The sequence below is a fragment of the Brevundimonas sp. TWP3-1-2b1 genome (assembly GCF_049896165.1).
Classification (GTDB): Bacteria; Pseudomonadota; Alphaproteobacteria; order Caulobacterales; family Caulobacteraceae; genus Brevundimonas; species Brevundimonas subvibrioides_B.
Map to the genome: position 1 here is coordinate 22,014 of NZ_JAFCTT010000021.1, position 20,437 is coordinate 42,450.

General features: G+C 68.5%; 19 protein-coding genes and 1 pseudogene. 14 read left to right on the top strand and 6 right to left on the bottom strand.

The genetic code is table 11. The features are described from left to right. Positions 1-33 precede the first annotated feature (33 nt). The 7 genes from ACP7AB_RS15965 to ACP7AB_RS15995 all read left to right on the top strand — a co-directional run bounded on the left by ACP7AB_RS15965 (position 34) and on the right by ACP7AB_RS15995 (position 6,189). The gene (locus ACP7AB_RS15965; RefSeq protein WP_425990771.1) at positions 34-993 is read left to right on the top strand and encodes a hypothetical protein; all 960 of its coding nucleotides are present in this window, start codon (positions 34-36) and stop codon (positions 991-993) included. Between the two features lie 99 nt (positions 994-1,092). Continuing rightward, on the top strand, positions 1,093-2,058 hold the full coding sequence (locus ACP7AB_RS15970; RefSeq protein WP_425990773.1) for a hypothetical protein: 966 nt from the start codon (positions 1,093-1,095) through the stop codon (positions 2,056-2,058). Positions 2,059-2,172: 114 nt separating this feature from the next. Continuing rightward, positions 2,173-3,093, top strand: coding sequence for a hypothetical protein (locus ACP7AB_RS15975; RefSeq protein ID WP_425990706.1), 921 nt, complete (start codon positions 2,173-2,175; stop codon positions 3,091-3,093). Between the two features lie 56 nt (positions 3,094-3,149). Beyond that, on the top strand, positions 3,150-3,944 hold the full coding sequence (xth, locus tag ACP7AB_RS15980; protein WP_426046188.1) for an exodeoxyribonuclease III: 795 nt from the start codon (positions 3,150-3,152) through the stop codon (positions 3,942-3,944). A 1-nt stretch (position 3,945) separates the two neighbouring features. Beyond that, positions 3,946-4,458, top strand: a complete 513-nt coding sequence (locus ACP7AB_RS15985) for a hypothetical protein (RefSeq protein WP_425990710.1) — start codon at positions 3,946-3,948, stop codon at positions 4,456-4,458. Between the two features lie 222 nt (positions 4,459-4,680). Then, positions 4,681-5,586, top strand: a complete 906-nt coding sequence (locus tag ACP7AB_RS15990; RefSeq protein WP_425990712.1) for a cobalamin biosynthesis protein CbiG — start codon at positions 4,681-4,683, stop codon at positions 5,584-5,586. A gap of 93 nt (positions 5,587-5,679) precedes the next feature. Beyond that, positions 5,680-6,189, top strand: coding sequence for a hypothetical protein (locus ACP7AB_RS15995; RefSeq protein WP_425990713.1), 510 nt, complete (start codon positions 5,680-5,682; stop codon positions 6,187-6,189). A gap of 31 nt (positions 6,190-6,220) precedes the next feature. Here the strand turns inward: ACP7AB_RS15995 and ACP7AB_RS16000 are convergent, their stop codons facing one another. The 4 genes from ACP7AB_RS16000 to ACP7AB_RS16015 all read right to left on the bottom strand — a co-directional run bounded on the left by ACP7AB_RS16000 (position 6,221) and on the right by ACP7AB_RS16015 (position 10,926). Beyond that, complete coding sequence (locus ACP7AB_RS16000) at positions 6,221-6,628, bottom strand: response regulator (RefSeq protein WP_425990715.1); 408 nt, start codon at positions 6,626-6,628, stop codon at positions 6,221-6,223. Continuing rightward, complete coding sequence (locus tag ACP7AB_RS16005) at positions 6,625-8,214, bottom strand: sensor histidine kinase (RefSeq protein WP_425990717.1); 1,590 nt, start codon at positions 8,212-8,214, stop codon at positions 6,625-6,627. Before ACP7AB_RS16005 ends, ACP7AB_RS16000 begins: the two co-directional genes overlap by 4 nt. A 98-nt stretch (positions 8,215-8,312) precedes the next feature. Further along, positions 8,313-10,013, bottom strand: coding sequence for a DNA repair protein RecN (recN, locus tag ACP7AB_RS16010; RefSeq protein ID WP_425990719.1), 1,701 nt, complete (start codon positions 10,011-10,013; stop codon positions 8,313-8,315). A 52-nt stretch (positions 10,014-10,065) separates the two neighbouring features. Further along, on the bottom strand, positions 10,066-10,926 hold the full coding sequence (locus ACP7AB_RS16015) for an outer membrane protein assembly factor BamD (protein ID WP_425990720.1): 861 nt from the start codon (positions 10,924-10,926) through the stop codon (positions 10,066-10,068). A gap of 202 nt (positions 10,927-11,128) precedes the next feature. Between ACP7AB_RS16015 and ACP7AB_RS16020 the strand changes: the two genes are divergently transcribed. The 7 genes and pseudogenes from ACP7AB_RS16020 (at position 11,129) to ychF (ending at position 18,014) form a co-directional block, all read left to right on the top strand. Next, positions 11,129-12,061 carry a ribose-phosphate pyrophosphokinase gene (locus ACP7AB_RS16020; protein WP_425990722.1) on the top strand — a complete coding sequence of 311 codons (933 nt, stop codon included), beginning with the start codon at positions 11,129-11,131 and terminating at the stop codon, positions 12,059-12,061. Positions 12,062-12,139: 78 nt separating this feature from the next. Beyond that, positions 12,140-13,360, top strand: a complete 1,221-nt coding sequence (locus tag ACP7AB_RS16025; RefSeq protein ID WP_425990724.1) for a hypothetical protein — start codon at positions 12,140-12,142, stop codon at positions 13,358-13,360. 135 nt (positions 13,361-13,495) lie between these two features. Continuing rightward, complete coding sequence (locus ACP7AB_RS16030) at positions 13,496-14,566, top strand: hypothetical protein (protein WP_425990726.1); 1,071 nt, start codon at positions 13,496-13,498, stop codon at positions 14,564-14,566. Positions 14,567-14,702: 136 nt separating this feature from the next. Next, a pseudogene (locus ACP7AB_RS16035) lies at positions 14,703-15,314 on the top strand (50S ribosomal protein L25/general stress protein Ctc); the annotation flags it as partial. Positions 15,315-15,476: 162 nt separating this feature from the next. Next, positions 15,477-16,091 (top strand): aminoacyl-tRNA hydrolase, encoded by a 615-nt coding sequence (gene pth, locus ACP7AB_RS16040; RefSeq protein ID WP_425990728.1) that lies wholly within the window; start codon positions 15,477-15,479, stop codon positions 16,089-16,091. A 266-nt stretch (positions 16,092-16,357) separates the two neighbouring features. Next, positions 16,358-16,840 carry a copper chaperone PCu(A)C gene (locus tag ACP7AB_RS16045; RefSeq protein WP_425990730.1) on the top strand — a complete coding sequence of 161 codons (483 nt, stop codon included), beginning with the start codon at positions 16,358-16,360 and terminating at the stop codon, positions 16,838-16,840. Between the two features lie 79 nt (positions 16,841-16,919). Then, the gene (ychF, locus tag ACP7AB_RS16050; RefSeq protein ID WP_425990732.1) at positions 16,920-18,014 is read left to right on the top strand and encodes a redox-regulated ATPase YchF; all 1,095 of its coding nucleotides are present in this window, start codon (positions 16,920-16,922) and stop codon (positions 18,012-18,014) included. A 4-nt stretch (positions 18,015-18,018) separates the two neighbouring features. On the opposite strand, the gene ACP7AB_RS16055 is transcribed toward ychF, so the two are convergent. After that, entirely contained in the window at positions 18,019-18,516 is a 498-nt protein-coding gene (locus tag ACP7AB_RS16055; protein ID WP_425990734.1) for a hypothetical protein, read from the bottom strand. Positions 18,517-18,594: 78 nt separating this feature from the next. Next, a complete protein-coding gene (locus ACP7AB_RS16060; protein ID WP_425990736.1) occupies positions 18,595-20,241 on the bottom strand; it encodes a M28 family peptidase in 1,647 nt (548 codons plus the stop codon). Between the last annotated feature and the right edge of the window lie 196 nt (positions 20,242-20,437).

A 20,437-nucleotide genomic window follows, 5' to 3' on the forward strand; every position in this document is an offset into this window, starting at 1 on the left:
TCAGGACAAGTTTCAAGGAGAGTGTCCGTGTTCATGAAAACCCTGGCGGCCATCAGCGGCGCCGCGATGATGGCGATGGCGATCGTTTCGCCCGCCTCGGCCCAGGAGCCGAACAATACGGGCTCGGGCTACGGCGCGGCCAACCCCGAGACGACGCCAACCGCTCCGGCGGCCCGCACGACTCCGACCCGGACGCCGCGCCAGGAACGCCAGCGGGCCCCGGCCCCGCCGACACCGGAAGAAAATATCGCGGCCGCCCAGGCGATCGCCACATCGGCGTCGGTCGCCTGCCAGGTCAGCGAGGCCAATTTCCTCGGCCTCGCCCCGGACGGCGCCAAATCCTACGAGGCCGTCTGCGCCACCGGCCCCGGCTATATTCTGATGGCCTCTGCCCCGCCCCTGGCCGTCGACTGCGTCCTGCTGGCCGGCCAGGCCGAGATCGACCGCGCCCGTGACCCGCTCGCCGATGTGGGCACCCAGTGCGCCATCCCCCAGAACCTCGACGTCGTCCGCGTCATCTCGGCCTATGCGAGCGAGGCCGGCATCGCCTGTGCCGTCGACCAGGCCGCCTCGATCGGCAAGTCGAGCGAAGGCAATCTGATCTATGAGGTCGGCTGCAACGGCGTCGACGGCTACTGGCTGGAAAAGGTCGGCACGAACTGGAAGGCCTCGGAATGCGCGATCGTCACCACCCAGAACGCAACCTGCCGCTACTCCACCGCTGCGGAACTGGTCGCAACGTTCAAGACGCGTCTGGCCGGCAGTGAGGCCGCGTCCTGCGATCTGACCGAGGGCCGCTACATGGGCGCGAACGCCAACGGCGCCTTCTGGGAAGCCAAATGCAGCGCCGGCAACGGCGTCATCGTGCGTTTCGACCCGCAGTACGCCGTGCAGCAGGTCTATCCCTGCGAGACCGCCCAGCGCATCGGCGGCGGCTGCCGTCTGACCATCGTGCCTGAAGCCCCGGCCGCCCCCCCGGCGACCCAGCCCTAGAGGCCAGCGCTGGAGCCCGCCCCCCGGGCGGGTCCGTCTTGACCTCGTCCCGATGGCCCGCCAAGGCTGTCGGGACAGTTCAGGGAGATCGCCGTGTTCATGAAAACCTTGGCCGCCATCGGCGGCGCTGCACTGATGGTCGTGGCGATCGCATCGCCCGCCTCGGCCCAGGACCCGAACGACAGGGGCACCGGCTTCGGCTCCGCGCCGACCGAGCCGGTCATCACGGCGCCGACCGCGCGTGTGACGCCGACGCGCACGCCGCGTCAACAACGACAGCAGGAAGCCCCGGCCGCCCCGACCCCCGAAGAAACTGCCGCTGCGGCCCAGCAGATCGCCACCGCCGCCGGCGTCGCCTGCCAGGTGACCCAGGCCAACCTGCTCGGTCTGACCGCCGAACAGGCGGCGACCTATGAGGCGGCCTGCGCCACCGGTCCGGGCTACATCCTGATCAGCTCGGCTCCGCCCCAGGCCGTGGACTGCGTCCTGCTGGCCGGACAGGCCGAGATCGACCGCGCCCGCGACCCGCTCGTCGACGTCGGCACCCAGTGCATCCTCCCCCGGAACACGGACGTCGTGCGGGTCGTTGCGGCCTATGCGCGCGAGGCCGGCATCGCCTGCTCCGTCGATCAGGGCGCATCGATCGGCAAGTCGAGCGACGGCAATCTGATCTACGAGATCGGCTGCAATGGCTCGGACGGCTACTGGATCGAGAAGGCCGCGACCGGCTGGATGACGACAGAATGCTCGGTGATCTCGACGCAGAACGCGACGTGCCGCTACACCACGCCCGCCGAAGCGGTCGCCACCTTCAGGACGCGCCTGGCCGGCAGTGAGGCCGCAGCCTGCGACGTGACCGAGGGCCGCTACATGGGGGCCAACGGCAACGGCGCCTTCTATGAAGCCAAATGCGCCGCCGGCAACGGCGTCATTGTCCGCTTCAACCCGGACTTCGCCGTTCAGCAGGTCTACCCCTGCGAGACCGCCCAGCGGATCGGCGGCGGCTGCCGTCTGACCGTCGTGCCTGAAGCCCCGGCCGCGGCCGATCCGGCGACGGAACAGTAGCTGAAGGTCCGAAGCGGCGGGCATCCTGCTCGCCGGTTCGGATTCTGGCATAGAATGCTTGACCGACCCGCTCGGTCCGCTCCACGCTGGTTCTGTCGATCAGGAGCCGTGACCGTGTTCAAATATTCCCACATTGCAGCCTTCGGAGCGGTCCTTGCGGTCGCCCTGTCGGCGCTGCCCGCCCTTCCCGCCGCCGCCCAGGATACGGGCGCCCAAGGCATGCCGCAGGATCCGGGCGCCACGCCGGCCCCCGAGGGCCCGAACCGGGCGCCTCCGCCGCTGGCGACCTCCGGCCCCGCCGCCGCCGCAGCCGCGCAGCGCATCGCCAATGCCGCCGGAACGGCCTGCCGGGTCGTCGAGGCCAATGTGATCGGCCAGACCACCAACCAGCAGCGCATCACCTACGAGGCCGCCTGCGCCGCCGGACCGGGCTATATCTTCGTCAACTCCCTCCCGCCGGAGGCCCGCGACTGCGTCCTTCTGGCCGGGCAGGCGGAGGCGGATCGCGCCGCCAATCCCAACGCCGACGTGGGCGCCCAGTGCGTGATCCCCCGCAATACCGAGATCGCCCGCGTTGTCGGCGCCTATGCCGCCGAGGCCGGAATCGCCTGCACCGTCGACCAGGGCGCCTCGATCGGCCGCACCAGTGAGAACACCCTGATCTACGAGGTCGGCTGCGATGGCCTGGACGGCTACCGGATCGAGAAGGCCGCAGCGGGCTGGACCAGGACCGAATGCGCGGTCATCGCGACCCAGAACTCGACGTGCCGCTTCTCGACCGCCGAGGAACAGGCCGCGACGCTGAAGGCGCGACTGGCGGGCAGCGAGGCCTCGGCCTGCGATGTTGTGCAGGCCCGCTATGTCGGGGCCAGCGCGGGCGACACCCTGTACGAGGCCCGGTGCGGCGCCGGGAACGGAATCATCGTGCGCTTCACCCCCGAGCACATCGTGCGTCAGGTCTTCCTCTGCGAGGTCGCCCAGCGGATCGCCGGCGGCTGCCGCCTGACCACGGTCGCGGCGGCGCCAGCCGCTTAACAGAGACGACGTTCCGGCGCTTGCTCGGTGAGGCGACGCCGCCTAGCGTTCCGGCGATGCGCATCGCCACCTGGAACGTGAACTCGGTCAACGCCCGCCTGCCCACCGTGCTCGCATGGCTGGAGGCTGCCCAGCCTGACGTGGTCTGCTTCCAGGAGATCAAGACCGTCGACGACAGGTTCCCCAGGGAGCCGTTCGAGAGCCTGGGCTACAATGTCGAGGTCCACGGCCAGAAATCCTACAACGGCGTCGCCCTGCTTTCGAAATACCCGGTCTCGGACGTGCGGCGCGGCCTGCCCGGCCAGGACCTCCTGACCGGGGATGCGGGGGATCAGGCCCGATACATCGAGGCGGTGATCGAGGCGCCCCGCCCCGTCCGCGTCGGCGGGATCTACCTGCCCAACGGCAATCCGATCGGGACAGAGAAGTTCGATTTCAAGATGCGCTGGATGGCGCGGCTGAACGCCCATGCCCGGGACCTGCTGGCGCAGGAAGAGGCCTTCACCCTGTGCGGCGACTACAATGTCATTCCCCTGCCCGAGGACGCCAGGAACCCGTCCGCCTGGGTCAATGATGCCCTGTTCCAGCCTCAGAGCCGCGCCGCCTTCCGGGCGCTGAAGGGGCTGGGCCTCTATGAAGCCGGGGAGTTGGGCCGCCAGCCGCCGGGGACCTACACCTTCTGGGACTATCAGGCCGGCGCCTGGCAGCGCGACCACGGCATCCGCATCGACTTCCACCTGCTGTCACCGCAGGCCGCCGACCGGTTCGTCGGCGTCGAGACGCATCGCGACGCCCGCGACATGGACAAGCCGTCGGACCACGTGCCGGTCGTGATCGAACTGGCTGACTGAGATGGGCGAGGCGCTGCGCGTCATACTGCTGGTGTCGCTGGCCGCCGCCGCCCTGACCACAGCCGCCCTGACGCTGAACTGGTGGATGGAGCCTGAGCGCCGGCTGCGTCGGGCCATGCTGAAATCCCTGGGCGCCGTGGCCGAGGCCGAAGCCATCTCGGCGCACGAAGGTCGCGCCGCCGGGCTGGACTTCGAGGGCGGCCAGATCGCCGTGCTGTGGGATCGCGGGGCGCACGGGCTGGTCTACAGTTTCGACGAGGTCGAGGGCGGCGAGGTCATCGTCGACGGCCATGTCGTGGCGCGCGTCCGCCGCGGCGAAGCGCGCAAGGCACTGGACATCATGGCCCCGGACGCGGAGCTGGTGACCCTGAGGCTGCTGTTCGCCGACGCCCGCTATCCGGAGTTCGAACTGGCCCTGTGGAACGCCACCGCGCCGGGCCACGCCGGGTCGCCGCCCGAAGCCATGCGGCTGGGGCGCCGCTGGCTGTCGCACCTCGAGGCGCTGTTGAAGTAGTGTCTCCTCCCTGTCGCGCAGCGATGGGGAGGTGGATGCGAGCTCTTGCGAGCAGACGGAGGGGGCGACACCGTATCGCCGGCCAATCTCCAATCTGACACAGCGTGTCGCCCCCTCCGTCACGACGCGAAGCCGCGCCGCGCCACCTCCCCATTGCTGCGCAACGGGGAGGAGAGGTAGAAGCCCCAATCCTTCCGTTCGCGTATCCCCAAGGAGCCCGCCGTGGCCCGCCTGTTCGACGCCTATGTCATAGCCGACTGGACTGCCGCCGAAGGCAAGAAGCTTGGCGAGAACTCGGTCTGGATCGGCGTGGCCAAGCGCGACGTGCGCTTCCGCCTCTATACCGAAACCCACAATACCGCGACGCGCGCCGAGGGCGAGGCGCTGCTGAAATCCATCCTGGCCGATCATCGCAAGCGCGGCGACCGGGTGTTCGTCGGCTTCGACTTCTCGCTCGGCTATCCGGTCGGCACGGCCGCGCGCCTGAAGCTGGCCGAGACTCCGGCGTGGTCGGCGATGTGGAAATTCATCGCCTCGAACGTCGTCGACAAGGACGACAACACCAACAACCGCTACCAGGTCGCGGCCAAGATGAACCGGCTGATGACCGACGAGGCCTGGCCTCTGTGGGGCGCCCCGGCCAAACAGGCGCAGCGCTGGCTGACCACGACCAAGCCGTCGCAAGGCTCAGGCGACATCCCCGAATACCGGGCGACCGAGAACGCCGTGCGCAAGGGCAAGCTGCAGCCCAAGTCGAACTGGCAGATGCATGGCGCGGGCGCCGTCGGCGGTCAGACCCTCGTCGGCATTCCGATGGTGCGCCGTCTGCTGGAAAGCCTGGGCGCATCGGGCGCCGTCTGGCCGCTGGGCACGGGATGGCGCGCGCTGGACGCCGCCGACGTCGAACCCCTGTCGGTCCTGGTCGCCGAGGTCTGGCCCTCGATGTGGCCGACCACCGCCGCCGAGGGCGAGTTCAAGGACCAGGCCCAGGTCCGCACCACGGCCGAGGCCTTCGCCCTGATGGACGAGCGCGGCGAACTGTCGACCGCCTTCGGTCCGAAGAAGGGAACCGACGAGGCCCTGATCGCGCAGGTCGAGGGCGAAGAGGGCTGGATCCTGGGGGTCTGACGAAACCGATCGGTCGGCGCTGGTCTCTGGACCCACGGCCAGGCTTGAGAGACAGTGATCTCCGACAGTCCTTCGGGATGGGGAGCACAGACCATGCGTACGATGATCCCGGCGATGGCCTGTATGGCGGGGCTTGTCCTGTCCGCCTGTGGCAAGGCAGAGAGCTCGGTGGACGCGCCGGGCGCCGACGCCGCCGAACCTGCCGCGGCCGACGCCGCCAAGCCCACGGCTGCGTCAGCCGAGGGACCGGCCGCCCCGCCTCCCCGGACCGCTCCCGCGACACAACGCGCCGCCTATACGCCGGTCCCGATCTCCGCCGAGGACCAACCCGGCCGCGCGCGCCAGATCCGCTGTCAGGTCGGCAGTGCGCCGGAGACCAGTTGCACCTTCACCCCCCTGTTCGGCGACGGAAGCTTCCAGCTGGATGGGCCCGACATCGCCTACCGCATGGTGATCTCTGACGGAGAGGGCGGATTGTTCGCGGTCTTCGGCCCCGAGGACCGCGTGCCGGTCGGCGGAACCTATCGCCGTGACGCGCGCGACGGCGCCTGCTGGATCGCCAACGAAAGCACGCCCGCCCCCTCTCCGATCTGTGCACGCTAGAGGTCAGCGGAGGGCGAACGCCGCCTTCACGTCAGCTAAATACCGTCAGGGACCGGGGCGCCGTCCGCGACGGCCCGCCCCTGCGCCATTGCATGGCGAAGGCCACAGCGGTCCGCACGGAGTCGTCGTCGGTGGGCTTGCTCATCACCCCGAAGGTCCCGGGCACGCCATCCCGGACCATTTCCGGGTTCGCCGTGAGGTAGAGCACCGTGATGTCGGAGCCCTGCCCGATCTCCCGGCCCAGATCGAGGCCGGTCGGTCCGTCGGACAGATGGATGTCCACCAGCGCCAGCTCGATTCCGCCGGCCAGGACCAGCAGCCTGGCGGCCGTGGCGTTCGCCGCCATGCCGACCACCGTATAGTCCAGGTCTTCCAGAACGTCGCGAAGCTGGGACGCGATCAGGATCTCGTCCTCGATGATCAGGATCCGACCCTTCATGCGACCGCCATGGCGGCGCGGCGGGGCTGAAGTGCGGATCGCGGAACATCGACCGTGACCTTCAGCCCCTCGCTGGCCCATTCGAGATCGAGCCGGCCCGCCAGCTGTCCCTCGACCGACATGGCCAGAAGCGTCGATCCAAACCCGGGGGTCAGGGGCGGTCCGTCAAGCTCGGGCCCACCATGCTCCGCCCACACCAGGATCATGCGGTCGCCGCGGTGAGACAGGGTCAGGTCGACCCGGCCATCGGGCTGCGAAAGGGCGCCGTATTTGGAGGCGTTGGTCGCCAGCTCGTGGAACAGCAGGGCGACCGGGGTGGCCGCCTGATCATCGAAGATCGTATCGTCGCCGGTGATGCGAACGCGGGGAACCCCATCCTCTCCGTCATAGGCCTTGAACAGATCCAGCAGGAAGGCGGCCAGGGTCGTGCCGGCGATTCCGGGACGAGATTCCTCGCTGTGGGGCCGGACGAACTCGTGCGCCCGGGCCAGGGCGCCGATCCGGTTGCGGGCCGACCTGGCGAAGTCCTTGGCGTCCGGATGGTGGCGGGCCGACAGCGAGAGCAGGGCCGAGATCACCGCAAAGATGTTCTTGATCCGGTGGCTCAGCTCCTGGCTCAGCAGCGCCTTGGCCTGCTCCAGCCGTTTGATGTCCTCGATGTCGGTGCCCGTTCCGAACCAGCGGGTCACGGCCCCTGCCGAGTTGCGGATCGGCGTGGCCCGACCCAGGGTCCAGCGATAGCCGTCCGCATGGTGCTTCAGCCGGTATTCGACCTCATACGGCTCCCCGGTCGCCAACGAGGCCTGCCAAGCCGCGAGCGCCCGGTCGCGGCATTCAGGGTGGATCTGGGCGCTCCAGGCGTCGGTGTCGTTGGGCGTCGCAGTCTGGCCGGTGAAATCGAACCAGCGCGCATTGAAATAGTCGTGATAGCCGTCCGCCCCTGCCGACCAGACCATCTGGGGCATGCTGTCGGCGATCGCCTGGAACCGCGCCTCGCTCTCCGCCAGCTTTTCCGAGGCCTGAAGCGCGACCTCGACCGCGGCTTCCGCCTGCTCGTCGCTGAGCCGTCGCGCGGTCAGGGCCCGCCGTCGCTCCATCAGCGCCATCACCTGGGTCGCCAATACCTCCAGCGTCATATGCTGGGTCTCGGTCAGACCGTCCGGACGGGCGGTCGTGTCCACGACGCAGAGCATGCCCAGGGTCATCCCCTGGTCGTCGATCAGGGGCGCCCCGGCATAAAACCGGTAGTGGGCAGGCCCGGTGACCAGCGGATGGTCGATATAGACGGGGTCGATAGACGCGTCCCGGACGACATAGACGCCATCGTACTCCATCGCGTGCTGGCAGAAGGAATCCAGTTCCTGCCCCGTCTCGTCAGCCATTCCGATTCGCGCCTTGAACCAGAGCCGCTCACCCAGAGCCAGGCTGACCATGGCGACGGGGGTTTCGCAGATCCGCGCGGCCAGTCGCGTCACGTCGTCGAAGGCGCGTTCGGGATCAGTGTCCAGGATGTCGTAAGAGCGCAGCACACGGAGGCGCTCGGCCTCGATACCGGCCTGGCGGGGTGCATCCAGCTCGATTGTCAAAGTCGATATCCCCTGGCGCCCCAGCGCCGGAGGATGGTTCATCCCCATTGGCCAACCCACCACAATGGTGAAGGTTCCGCCATCCCGGAACAAGACGTCTAGCCGATCAGCGACCGTGCGGCGGCGCGGGCTTCTTCGGTGACGATCGCCCCTGACAGCATGCGGGCGATCTCTTCGCGGCGGGCCGTCTCGTCGAGGGTGTCGACGGTGGTGGTGGTGACGCCGGCGGCGTCGGCCTTGCGCACCTTCCAGTGGGCGTGGCCACGGGCGGCGACCTGGGGGCTGTGGGTGACGACCAGGACCTGGGCGCCGTTGGAGAGACGTTTCAGGCGCTGGCCCACGGCCTCGGCCACGGCGCCGCCGACGCCCTGATCGACCTCGTCGAAGATCATGACCGGCTGGCGCTGGTCCTCGCGGCCCGCGAGCGCGGCCTTCATGGCGAGGGCGAAACGGGCCAGCTCCCCGCCCGAGGCGATGGCGTCCAGCGGGCCGAAGGGGGTGCCGGCGTTGGTGGCGATCTCGAACCGGGCGGTCTCGACGCCAAGCGGGCCGCGACGGCCTTCGGCGACAGGCTCCAGGGCGACGCGGAAGCGGGCGCGGTCCAGCTTCAACGGGCCCAGTTCCTCCATCACGGCCTTGGCCAGCCGGTCGGCGGCGGCTTCGCGGCCGGAGCTGAGCAGGCTGGCCGTGACGTCATACGTCTCGCGGGCCGCAGCGGCGGCGCGGGCGGCGACGGTGATGGCCTCGGCCCCGTCCTCGATCAGGCGCAGTTGTTCGCGCAGCGAGATGCGAAGGGCCGGCAGGGAATGGACGGTGGTGTTCAGCTTCCTGGCGGCGGCGCGCAGGGCGAACAGTCGTTCCTCGGCCTTGTCGAGGCGGCCGGGCTCGAAGTCGAAGGCGTTGGCGGCGGCGTCGACCTCGGCGATGGCCTCGGCGGCCTCGACCATGGTGCGGTCGATGGCCTCGGCGGCGCTGGTCAGGCGCACCAGCACGGGGTGATCGGCCTCGACGCCCGCCTGGGTCGCGCGCTGGCGCGCATGTTCGACGGCGCGCAGGGCGGCGGACAGCTTCTGGCTCAGCTTGTCGCCGCCCAGATTGGCGCGGGCGTCGGCCAGATCGGCCACCGCCTTCTCCGCTGCACCCAGCACGGCGCGCTCGCCGGCCAGTTCCGTCTCCTCGTCCTCGCGCGGATCGAGCGCGTCGAGGTCGGCGAGGTTCAGGGTGATCTCTTCCGCCCGCGAGGCCGCATCGGCGGCGGCGGCGCGCAGGCCTTCCAGCTTCGCCTCGGCCGCCTTCAGCTTGTCGGACGCGGCGGTGACCCCGCCGAGCTGGGGCGCCAGACCGCCATAGGCATCCAGCAGCCCGCGATGGGTCTTCCAGTCGAGCAGGCCCACGGTCTCATGCTGGCCATGCACCTCGACCAGACGGGCGCCAATCTCGCGCAGGGCGGCAACCCCGGCCGGCTGGTCGTTGACCCAGGCCCGGCTGCGGCCGTCGGCGGACAGGACGCGACGCAGGATCAGCGCTTCGCCCGGGGTCACGTCGAAGCCCTTCTCCCGGATCAGTTCGATCAGGTCCTCATCGTCAGGGGCGGTGAAGACAGCGGTGGCCACGGCCTGTTTGGCGCCGGAACGGACCAGCCCCGCCTCCCCTCGCCCGCCGAGCGCCAGGCCCAGGGCGTCGAGGATGATCGACTTGCCGGCCCCGGTCTCGCCGGTCAGCACGGTCAGGCCCTCGTCGACCTCCAGATCGAGGACGTCGACCAGCACCACGTCGCGGATCGAAAGACTGGTCAGCATGGGGTGCGATTCGGCATCCGCGACAGTGTAGACCAGAACAGGCGGGGAACGGTCAGCCCGGAATGATCCGGCGCAGCCAGCTCTCGCGCTCGCCGGTCGGGGCCGTCTCAGGTTGGCGGCCATCCTCGGTCAGCAGGGCGTAGGCCTCAGCGTACCAGGGGCTGCCCGGGTAGTTGAAGCCAAGCACCGAGCCGTTGCGCTCCGCCTCATCCTTCAGGCCCAGCGTCAGATAGACCTCGACCAGACGATACAGGGCTTCCGGCGTATGCGAGGTGCGCTGGAAGGCCTCGTTGTCGATGACGGCCTTGTAGCGGCCAATGGCGGCCAGCGGCTGGTTGGCGCGCTGGTAGTAGCGGCCGATGTTCATTTCCTTGCCGGCCAGCTGGTCGTTGACCATGTCGATCTTCACGGTCGCGTCGGTGGCGTAGGATGAGTTGGGGTAGCGGCGGGCGACGTCGCGAAGACCGGCCAGCGCCTGTTCGGCCTGGCCCTGATCGCGGCCCACGTCCACGATCTGCTCGAAGTGGCATGTGGCGCGCATGTAGAAGGCGTAGGCGGCCGACGGGCTGCCCGGGAACAGCTGGATAAAGCGGTCCGAAGCGGCGATCGATTCCTCGTAATTGCCGTTCTGGTAGTAGGCGTAGATCTGCATCAGGATCGCGCGGCGCGACCATTCCGAATACGGGTGCTGGCGCTCGACTTCCTGGAAGTAATCCACAGCGTCGGCCCAGCGGTGACGCTGAAGCCGCTCGTAGCCGGTGTTGTAGAGCAGTTCGACGGGCCGCTCCTCATAGGCCAGGCGCGGGCGATTCTGACCGCCGTTGCACGCCGCGACGGCAAGCGTGGCGACAGTCGCCAGCAGCAACACGCCGCCCCGGCGCAGAACGGACGAAGACCGGAAGGAAATCGGCAACTTGGAACCTCATCACACGCCGCCCGGACGCCGCCAGAGGCGCGTCGGGTATCAAGATCGCGTTCTCTAACATCGGCGTTCGCAACGCGCCATGCGCCGGAGAAGGGCAATCACGGCTTGATACGGGCCGACGCGCTGCTAAAGAGCGCGCAAGACGGAACAGACGTCATTGGCGGTTCGATGACGGCGAAAGGATGACCGGATGAAGCTGCTCGCTGGCAACTCGAACCGGACCCTGTCCCAGGCCATCGCCGACCACCTCGACATGCCCCTCACCAAGGCCCAGGTGAAACGCTTCGCCGACAACGAGGTGTTCGCGGTCATCGAGGAGAACGTCCGCGGCGAGGATGTCTTCGTCATCCAGTCGACCTCCTACCCGGCCAACGACAACCTGATGGAGCTGCTGATCTGCATCGACGCCCTGGTGCGGGCCTCGGCGCGGCGGATCACGGCGGTCATGCCGTATTTCGGCTATGCGCGTCAGGACCGGAAGACCGGCGGCCGCACGCCGATCTCGGCCAAGCTGGTCGCCAACATGATTACCCGCGCCGGCGCCGACCGGGTCCTGACCATGGACCTGCACGCCGGCCAGATTCAGGGCTTCTTCGACATCCCGACCGACAATCTGGTCGCCACCCCAGTGCTCGCCCAGGACATCAGGGATCGCTACACGCGCGGCAATCTGATGATCGTCTCGCCCGATGTCGGCGGCGTGGTGCGTGCCCGGTCGCTGGCCGAACGTCTCAACGTCGACCTGGCCATCGTCGACAAGCGCCGTCCCAAGGCGGGCGAGAGCGAGGTCATGAACATCATCGGCGACGTCGCGGGCCGCGAGTGCATCCTGTTCGACGACATCGTCGATTCGGGCGGCACCCTGGTCAACGCCGCCAAGGCCCTGATCGCGGCCGGGGCGACGAACGTCTCCGCCTATATCAGCCACGGGGTCCTGTCGGGCCCGGCGGTCCAGCGCGTCACCGACGGCCCGCTGAAGGAGCTGGTGATCACCGATTCGATCGAGCAGCCGCACGAGGTGCTGTCCTGCTCCAAGATCCGCACCGTCCCGGTCGCCCCCCTGATCGGCGAGGCCATCCGCCGGATCGCGAACGAGGAATCGGTCTCCAAACTGTTCGACTGATCACGAAAAAGTCGGCGGCCATGCCTCAAAACGGCCGGACTGGGCGTTTCAGTCGGAACATGCTTTCGGGGATCTTCCATGCGCCTTTCCTTCAGTAGCCAGGGCCCGACCCTGGCCGCCCTCGCCGTCACAAGCCTTCTGGCCGCATGCGGCCCCAGCCGTGCCGAGCTGCAGGCCGAGGAAATGCGCGTCGCGGCCATCGAGGCCGCCGCGATCACCGCCCGCCTGCCGCCGCCTGTCGCCCTGAACGACAGCGTGGCCCAGTCTGCGGCCGTATATCTGACCTTCACCCGCGACATGGCGACGATCCAGGGCGGCTTCGCCAGCCCCGACGCGGTTCAGGCGGCGCTGCGGCGCGGCGCGTCCTACGATGCCAACCAGATCTCGCGCGGTCTGGTCGCCTATGCCTCCATCCTGGCGCTGCAGTCGCCGGAGTTCGTTTCAGACGTCCGTCAGGCCGGGGCCGAGCCCTCCGAGAGGCGCCAGATCATCGACCGCATCGTCGCCAATCCCGAATACGCCTCGACCCTGCCCGGCGCCGAAGCCGCCGCCAGTCTGGTCATGTCGGTGCTGGAAGCCGACATCGTCGCGCTCAGCTCGGCCGCCGATTCGGTCGAGAGCGACGCCTACAACATCCAGTACACCGGCGATCAGCGTCACGGCTGGGGGCGCGCCACGCCCCCGGATCGCGAAGGCCGTCTGCAGGCGGTCAAGGACCTGTCCCGCACCATCCTGCCCTCCGCCTCGGAGGCTGCGCGTCTCCATGCCGCCTCGAACAGCGGTTCTGGCCTGGGGGTGACCGCCGGACGCACGCGGCGAGCGCCCTATGCCCCGTCGGTGACCAACGCCATCGCCATGGCCGCCCTCGCCGCCCTGGGCGCCGCCGGGGACAACGCCCGCGCCAACACCGAAGCGCTGCAATACGACCGTGCCAGCCAGGACTGCCTGGCCAGTTCCAAGCTGAACCTGTTCCAGTGTCTGGCCGCCGCCCGCCCGACCTATGAGGACATGTTCTGCCTCGGACGCCATGTGATCCGGGACCTGTCGACCTGTGCGCGCGGCGCCGCCTTGCCGACCGCGATCATCACTGTCGGCAATCCGACCCAGAGCGGCGGACCCGCACGCTCACCCGCGATCACGCCGGAACCGCTGCAACCCGCGACCCCGACCGAACCGAGCATCTCGCCGCTTCCCCTCCAGGCCCCGCCCCCGCCATCGACCGCGCCTCGACCGACCCCGGTCGCGCCCCCGGCCGGGCAGACCGCGACCCAGCGGCTGAACGCCGGTCCCAACGGCTGAGTTTCGCCGTCCGGCGCCGGAGAGTTGAACGGCCGAGGCCCGGATTAACGTTCGGAAAACCCTGGCTAAGGCTTATAAGCCGATATCGATACGGCGCCGGGAGAGCGCCGCTACATCCTTGTGGGGAAATTCATCATGCGCCTGGCCCTTCCGCGTCGCGGCCTCGCCATCGCCGCTGCCGTCGCAGCCGCCATCCTGGCCTCGTGCAGCACGCCCGAGCCGATCGTTCCTCCGGCCCCGCCGCCGCCGCCGCCGCCGCCGCCGCCGCCGGTGACCCTGAACGAGGGTGTGGCTCAGGCCGCCTCCATCTATGTCACCTTCATCCGCGATGTCGGCACGATCCAGGCCGGCTTCCCCGACGCGGAGTCGATCCAGGCCGCCATGCGCAAGGGCGCGGCCTACGACCCCGCAACCCTGTCGCGCGGCATGATCGCCTATGCGTCGATCCTGGCCCTGCAGTCGCCGGAGTTCGTCGCTGGCGTCCGCAGCTACGCCAACGACCCGCAGCAGCGCGCCGACGTCATCGCCAACCTCATCCGCGATCCGGCCTATGCCGCCGGCCTGCCGGGCGCGGACGTAGCCGCCGGCCTGATCATCTCTACCCTGGGCCAGGACATCGCCGCCCTGACCACCGTCGCCGACGCCGTCGAGCAGGATGCCTACACGATCCAGGAGCGCAACGACCCGCGTCGCCGCTGGGCCGTGACCCCGATTCCGAATCGCGAAGTGCGTCTGGAGACGGCCAAGACCATCTCGGCCGGTCAGATGCTGCCCTCGGCGGAAGAATCCGCACGCCTCTTCACCGCCGCCAATAGCGGAACCGGCCTCAACCTGCCCGGAGCCACTCACGCCCCGCCCTACACCCCGGCCGTGGTCAATGCCCTCGCCATCGCGGCCCTGGCCGCCATGGGCGCGGCGGGCGACGACGCCCGCGCCAACACCGAAGCCCTGTCGATAGAGACCAACGCCCAGTTCTGCCTGGATATGTCCAAGCTGAACCTGTTCCAGTGCCTGGCCGCCTCGCGCCCTAGCTACGAGGACATGTTCTGCGTCGGCCGCCACATCGTACGCGATCTGGCGACCTGCACCACGGCGGCGACCATCCCCGTCCCTGTGGACCCGGCAATCGCCACCGCAGGCGTCACGCCGGTGGCCGTCGAGGCGACCACGGCGTCGCTTTCCGCGCCCGCGCCGGCCGCCAACTGATCTCCACATCCAAGGCCAGTTGCACACGCGGGCTCTTGCGTGTAATGACCCGCGCTCTTGAATTCGAGGGTCCATGACCCCGCCGCGCGGGCAGCTTTGGTCTGCGCAGGCGTTTTTTGTTGTTGAGGCGAGCCAGATGGCCGAGATCATTCTGAACGTGGATGTCCGCGAGAACACCGGCACCGGCGGCGCGCGCGCCGCGCGGCGCGCGGGCGCCGTTCCGGGCATCCTGTACGGCGGCGACAAGGCCCCCGTCGCCATCTCGGTCAACGAGAAGGATTTCCGCAAGAACCTGTACACCGGCAAGCTGCTGGGCCACCTGGTGACGCTGAAATACGGCGAAGAGACCCAGTCGGTCATCGCCAAGGACGTGCAGTTCGACCCCGTGTCGGACCGTCCGCTGCACTTCGACCTGATGCGCGTCGACGAAAACGCGACCATCAAGATCGAGGTCCAGATCCAGTTCATCAACGAAGACCAGTGCAAGGCCTTCCGCCAGGGCGGCTCGCTCGAGATCGTCCGTCACTCGGTCGAGATCATGGTCGCCGCCAACCACATCCCGGAAGACCTGGTCGTCGACCTGGCCGGCCACAAGCTGGGCGACATCATCCGCTGGTCGGACGTCAAGGTCCCCTCGGACGTCAAGCCGACCATCACCGACCGTGACTTCGTGATCGCCTCGATCAAGACCTCGTCGGCCGCCATCTCGGCCGCCCACGACGAAGAGACCATCGCCGAGGAACAGGCCGCCGCCGCCGAGGCTGCTGCGGACGACGTTCCCGCCACGGAACAGGGCGACGAAGCCGCTGCGGAAGACGGCGAGAAGTCGGAAGGCTGATCGACCGATCCACTCCTTCGGAAACGGCCCCTCCGGCGACGGACGGGGCCGTTTTCATTTCCGGATAGCGCCATGCTCATCATCGCCGGCCTGGGCAATCCGGGCGCCAAATACGAGAAGAACCGCCACAACATCGGCTTCATGGCCGTTGATGCGATCGGCTCGCGGTGGCGGTTCGGCGTCCAGCGCGCCAAGTTCCAGTCGGTGATCTCCGAGGGTGAGGTCGAGGGTCAGAAGATCCTGCTGATGAAGCCACAGACCTTCATGAACAACTCGGGCAACGCCGTCGGCGAGGCGGCGCGTTTCTACAAGATACCCCCTGCGGACATCATCGTCTTCCACGACGAGATCGACCTCGCCCCAGGCCGGTTTCGCATGAAGACCGGCGGCGGGGCGGCAGGCCAGAACGGCGTGCGCAGCCTGATCAGCCAGCTCGGCCCCGACTTCCGCCGCGCCCGCATGGGCATCGGACATCCCGGCGCGCCGGAACTGGTCATGCCCCACGTCCTGGGCGACTTCCACAAGGCGGAGCAACCCTGGCTCGAGGCCCTGCTGAACGCCTGCGCCGACGCCTTGCCGTTCGCCGTGAAGGGCGAGGACGAACGCTATCAGGGCGAGGTCCTGCGCCTCGCCCCCGCACCCAAGTTCAGCCCGCGCCAGGCCGCTCAGGCGGCGAAGGGCGAGTAATTCTCCTCCCCCTCGCTGCTGCCAGTTCGGCGTCAGCGCCATCGTCATGTGGTGGAAGCGCCGCCCCAAGGGTCGTCTGGCCGCTCCCGTCGCGCCGCCCGGCGCCCGGCGCCCGCGCATATACCGCGGTTCTGACCATCGTCCTGCCGTTCGCCATCCTGTATCCTCTGACCGGTCTCAGCCTAGTCGTCGCCGTCGCAATCGATCGGCTCGTTTCAATGTTGAACCGCACGCGTTCGATCGTCTTGTGAAAGCACCGGAAACCCATGACACGCATTCTCGCCCTGCTACCATTGCTGGCCCTCACTGCCTGCGGCAGCTCCGACAACACCACCGTCGATGCCGAGGGGAATACGATCACGCCGATCGTGGTCGCCAACGCGGTCTGCCGGCCGACGCCGACGGGACGTCAGGTGACCGCCTGCTATCTGAACCTCGTCGCCGCCTCCGATGATCGGCTTGTGTCGGTCGATAGCCCCGCCGCCGCCCTGGCGCAGATCCACGAGACCTCGATGGAGGGCGGCATGGGGATGATGCGGCCCATCGAGGGCGGCGTGCCCCTCGCCGCCGGGGAGCCCGTGGCCTTCAGCCCGGGCGCAAACCACATCATGCTGAGCGGCGTGCGTGAGCCTCTGGCGACCGGCGACACGGTCGAACTGACCCTGACGTTCGAGAACGCGCCCAAACTGGTGGTCGCCGCCACCGTTGGTCAGCCGACCGAAGCCAATGCGGGCGCTCCGGCGGCCTGATCGGGAATGAGACTGCGAGCCTGACAAACGGGTCCGAACCCGTTAAAGGCTCGCCCTCCATTCAAAGTCCGAAAGCCCCATGGCCCTCAAAGTCGCGATCGTCGGCCTGCCCAACGTCGGCAAGTCCACCCTGTTCAACGCCCTGACCAAGACGGCGGCGGCCCAGGCCGCCAACTATCCGTTCTGCACCATCGAGCCGAACACCGGCGACGTGGCCGTGCCGGAGCCGCGTCTGGACGCCCTGGCGGAGATTGCAGGGTCGAAAGAGGTCATCCCCTCGCGCATCACCTTCGTGGACATCGCCGGCCTGGTGCGCGGCGCGTCCAAGGGCGAGGGCCTGGGCAACCAGTTCCTGGCCAACATCCGCGACTGCGACGCCGTGGCCTTCGTGGCCCGCTGCTTCGTCGATGACGACATCACCCATGTCGAGAACCGCATCGACCCGATCAGCGACCTCGACATCATCGAGACCGAGCTGATGCTGGCCGACCTCGAAAGCCTCGAGAAGCGGGTCATCAACGTTGAGAAGAAGGCCAAGGGCGGCGACAAGGACGCGCAGCAGACGCTGAAGCTGATCAATATGGCCCTGACCCCGCTGCGCGCCGGCAAGCCCGCCCGCACGGTCAAGGTCGACAAGGAAGACGAGAAGGCCTGGCACATGCTCCAGCTGCTGACCTCGCTTCCGGCCCTGTACGTCTCGAATGTCGATGAGGGTTCGGCGGACAAGGGCAACGCGCTGTCCGACCTGGTAGCGAAACGGGCCGCCGAGGACAATGCGAACTCGGTCGTCATCTCGGCCAAGATCGATTCCGAACTGGCCGTTCTCGACGCCGCCGAACAGGCCGAGTTCCTGGAAGGCCTCGGACTGGCCGAACCCGGCCTGAACCGCCTGATCCGCGAGGCCTATTCACTGCTGGGGCTGCAGTCCTACTTCACGGTCGGACCCAAGGAGGCCCGCGCCTGGACCATCCACGTCGGCGACACCGCGCCCCAGGCGGCCGGCGTCATCCACACCGACTTCGAGAAGGGCTTCATCCGCGCCGAGACCATCGCCTTCGAGGACTATGTCGCCCTGCGCGGCGAGGCGAAGGCGCGCGAGGCCGGCAAGCTGCGCGCGGAGGGCAAGTCCTATGTCGTCAAGGACGGCGACGTGATGAACTTCCTGTTCAACTGACGGATCAAGGCACGACGGGTTGCGTCGTGGCCGTGTCCTCCAGCGACGTGCATTTCTTGAGCGTCACCGGCTTTCTCGCCCGGTCGAGATAGCTCAGCCGCATGACGTCCTGTCTCACCTGGAACCGGACCCGCTCCGACCGCGCCGTCCCCTCGGAAATGCAGGCGAGGGTCGCGACATAGCCGTCGGCGACCTCGTCGACCGCCGCGATCATGCAGCTGTTCTCATAGCCCTCGAACCGGGTCGCGGTGATCTGGATCGGCCGGCGCTCACCCTGGGGAGTCGCGCACCAGCTAACGTCCGCCGCCCAGCGGCCGACGAAACTGGCCGCGCCCCGACCGGGCAGCATCGAGGTCTGGCCTCGCGCGGGCGGCGCGGACGGATCCTCGACGGTGATCGCTGCGGCGGGTTCGGTCGGCGGATTGACCGGGCCATTGTCTCCGCAGCCTCCCAAACCAAGAACAAGGATCGCCGGGGCGAGGGTCCGCAGAAACAGGGTCATGGCCCTTCAACGCCCGAGCCATGGTCAAGGTTCAGGGCCGTCATCCCCGGATCAAGTCCGGGGATGGCGGGGCTCGACCTATTGCCGCGCCGCGTCGCTGGCGGCCCGGCGGGCGCCGAACTCCGAGGTCGGCTTCCAGGTCGGCCATTCGTCGCCGTTGGCCAGTTGCAGCCCCAGCCGGTAAAGCAGGGTCAGGTTCTCGACCGCAGAACGCAGGTCCCAGTCCGCCGACCATTCGTCGGAGGGCTTGTGATAGTCGGCGCCGAACTTGGCGTCCCAGGCCGCCTGACCGGCTTCGACGCCGCCCTCGTCCCAGTCCACGCCATGCCAGGTCATCAGGGCGGGCACGCCCATGCGGACGAACGGGAAGTGGTCCGAGCGGGTGTAGAAACCCTGCTCCGGCTGGCGATCGTCGGTGATCACCCGCCCCTCCGCCGCCGCCAGCGTCGCCAGATCGTCTTCCAGCGTGTTCTGGCCCAGGCCGAAGATGGCCACGTCGCGGGTCGGACCCGACAGCGGCAGCATGTCGATGTTGATGTCGGCGACGGTCTTCTCCAGCGGATAGACCGGGTTGGCGGCATATCCGTAGGACCCCAGCAGGCCCATCTCCTCGGCCGCCATATGGGCGAAGACGATGGTGCGCTCCGGCTGCGGAGCCGCCTTGATCTGGCGCGCCATCTCCAGGATGCCGATCGTGCCCGAGGCGTTGTCCCAGGCGCCGTTGTAGATGTTGTCCTCGGTGGTCGAGACCGGGCTGACGTGGTCCGCCCCGACGCCGACGTGGTCCCAGTGAGCCGAATAGATGATGGTCTCGTCAGGCCGCTCCGTGCCGGGGATTCTGGCCAGCAGGTTGTGGGTGGTCAGGCTGTCGATGGTCTCCTCCTGGGCGATCGACAGGGTCACGCCGTCCAGCGCCACCGCCGTGAAGTTTCCGCTCTCGACAGTATCCAGCGTCGCCATGTCCAGACCGGCGGCCGTGGCCCACGCCAGACCGACGTCGTGGTTGACGGCGCCGGAGAACTCCAGATCCGCCGCACCCGGCGTCAGGGTACGCTGGCGGTTGGCGAACTGCGCGCCGCGCAGCCAGCCGGGATCGGTCGCCGGGACCGTGGCCAGGGTGATGACGCCGACGGCGCCGCGCGCGAAGGCCTCGTCGGCCTTGTAGGCGCCGCTGTTGTAGGCGGTCGGATAGACGCCGTTGAACCGCTCTGCGACCTCGGCGGAGTTGGGTTCCCCGGACATGACGATGACGACCTTGCCGCGCACGTCGATGTCGCCGTAGTCGTTCCAGTTCCGCTCGGGCGCATTAATGCCATAGCCGACGAACACCAGGCCGGCGTTCTCGATCGACGCCTTGCCGTCATTGGTCGCCGCGCGCAGCATGATGTCGGTCCCGACGGTCATCGGATGGACCGTGCCGTCCGGCCCGGTCCAGCTGGCCGAGGCGGCGCCCGCGACGGGCGTAAAGCGCTTCAGCACAACGTCCTGCAGCCACTGACCGTTCGGCCCGCCGGGCTCCAGACCCATTTCCTCATACTGGGCCTGCAGCCAGGCCAGGGTCATGCGCTCGCCGTCAGTGCCCGGGTAACGGCCCTGGAAATCGTCGGCGGAGATGTGGCGGATACCTTCGGAAATCCGTTCGGCCGAGAAGTCCTGGGCCGAAGCCAGTCCCGCCGACAGAACCAGGGCCATCGCGGCCACACCACCGAACAATCCACGCAACATCAGGGCTCTCCTCGCCATTTCGGCGCGGACATTAGGGCGGGGTGAGCGACGGGGCGCGTTACGGTTTTGTCATCTAGGCCTTCCCTTCTCCCCTTGCGGGAGAAGGTGGCAGCCGAAGGCTGACGGATGAGGGGTCATACCGGCGGCTGGAGTGAGGGCAGGCAGGACTGACCTTCGAAGGTCAGCGCAACCCCTC

Bases quoted from the DNA above. Each gene is read 5' to 3' on its own strand.
- ACP7AB_RS16020 (WP_425990722.1), top strand. From the start codon at position 11,129: ATGAAGCTGCTCGCTGGCAACTCGAACCGGACCCTGTCCCAGGCCATC.
- pth (WP_425990728.1), top strand. From the start codon at position 15,477: ATGCTCATCATCGCCGGCCTGGGCAATCCGGGCGCCAAATACGAGAAG.
- recN (WP_425990719.1), bottom strand. From the start codon at position 10,013: ATGCTGACCAGTCTTTCGATCCGCGACGTGGTGCTGGTCGACGTCCTC.
- ACP7AB_RS16060 (WP_425990736.1), bottom strand. From the start codon at position 20,241: ATGTTGCGTGGATTGTTCGGTGGTGTGGCCGCGATGGCCCTGGTTCTG.
- ACP7AB_RS15970 (WP_425990773.1), top strand. From the start codon at position 1,093: ATGAAAACCTTGGCCGCCATCGGCGGCGCTGCACTGATGGTCGTGGCG.
- ACP7AB_RS15965 (WP_425990771.1), top strand. From the start codon at position 34: ATGAAAACCCTGGCGGCCATCAGCGGCGCCGCGATGATGGCGATGGCG.
- ACP7AB_RS15985 (WP_425990710.1), top strand. From the start codon at position 3,946: ATGGGCGAGGCGCTGCGCGTCATACTGCTGGTGTCGCTGGCCGCCGCC.
- ychF (WP_425990732.1), top strand. From the start codon at position 16,920: ATGGCCCTCAAAGTCGCGATCGTCGGCCTGCCCAACGTCGGCAAGTCC.
- ACP7AB_RS15995 (WP_425990713.1), top strand. From the start codon at position 5,680: ATGCGTACGATGATCCCGGCGATGGCCTGTATGGCGGGGCTTGTCCTG.
- xth (WP_426046188.1), top strand. From the start codon at position 3,150: ATGCGCATCGCCACCTGGAACGTGAACTCGGTCAACGCCCGCCTGCCC.
- ACP7AB_RS16045 (WP_425990730.1), top strand. From the start codon at position 16,358: ATGACACGCATTCTCGCCCTGCTACCATTGCTGGCCCTCACTGCCTGC.
- ACP7AB_RS16025 (WP_425990724.1), top strand. From the start codon at position 12,140: ATGCGCCTTTCCTTCAGTAGCCAGGGCCCGACCCTGGCCGCCCTCGCC.
- ACP7AB_RS16000 (WP_425990715.1), bottom strand. From the start codon at position 6,628: ATGAAGGGTCGGATCCTGATCATCGAGGACGAGATCCTGATCGCGTCC.
- ACP7AB_RS16030 (WP_425990726.1), top strand. From the start codon at position 13,496: ATGCGCCTGGCCCTTCCGCGTCGCGGCCTCGCCATCGCCGCTGCCGTC.
- ACP7AB_RS16055 (WP_425990734.1), bottom strand. From the start codon at position 18,516: ATGACCCTGTTTCTGCGGACCCTCGCCCCGGCGATCCTTGTTCTTGGT.